Origin of the sequence: Neisseria sp. 19428wB4_WF04, assembly GCF_015235335.1 — a bacterium.
GTDB lineage: Bacteria > Pseudomonadota > Gammaproteobacteria > Burkholderiales > Neisseriaceae > Neisseria > Neisseria musculi.
Genome location: NZ_JADGLG010000259.1, coordinates 1 through 211, shown reverse-complemented (window position 1 = coordinate 211; position 211 = coordinate 1). Strand labels below are relative to the sequence as shown.

General features: G+C 48.3%; 1 protein-coding gene. It reads right to left on the bottom strand.

Annotated elements, in window-relative coordinates; all coding sequences use genetic code 11:
- Window positions 1-211 (bottom strand): ATP-binding protein (locus tag IR141_RS13235; RefSeq protein WP_135037886.1); only part of this gene is annotated, 211 nt, incomplete at both ends.

Genomic DNA, 211 nt, shown 5'->3' with positions numbered 1-211 from the left:
TCAACAAATCGTACCGACATTGCTGTTCGGTTAGTTTCAGACGGCCTTCGTCTTTGTCTGCTTCCAATTTGTTGACCAAGTCCGGTACATTCCAAAAACGTACCCTAAATCCTTGTGTCGCCGCTTCAATACCCAGTGCTGTGGCAATATGCGTTTTGCCCGTACCCGGTCCGCCTACCAACACCACATTACGCTTCTGTCTGATATAGTC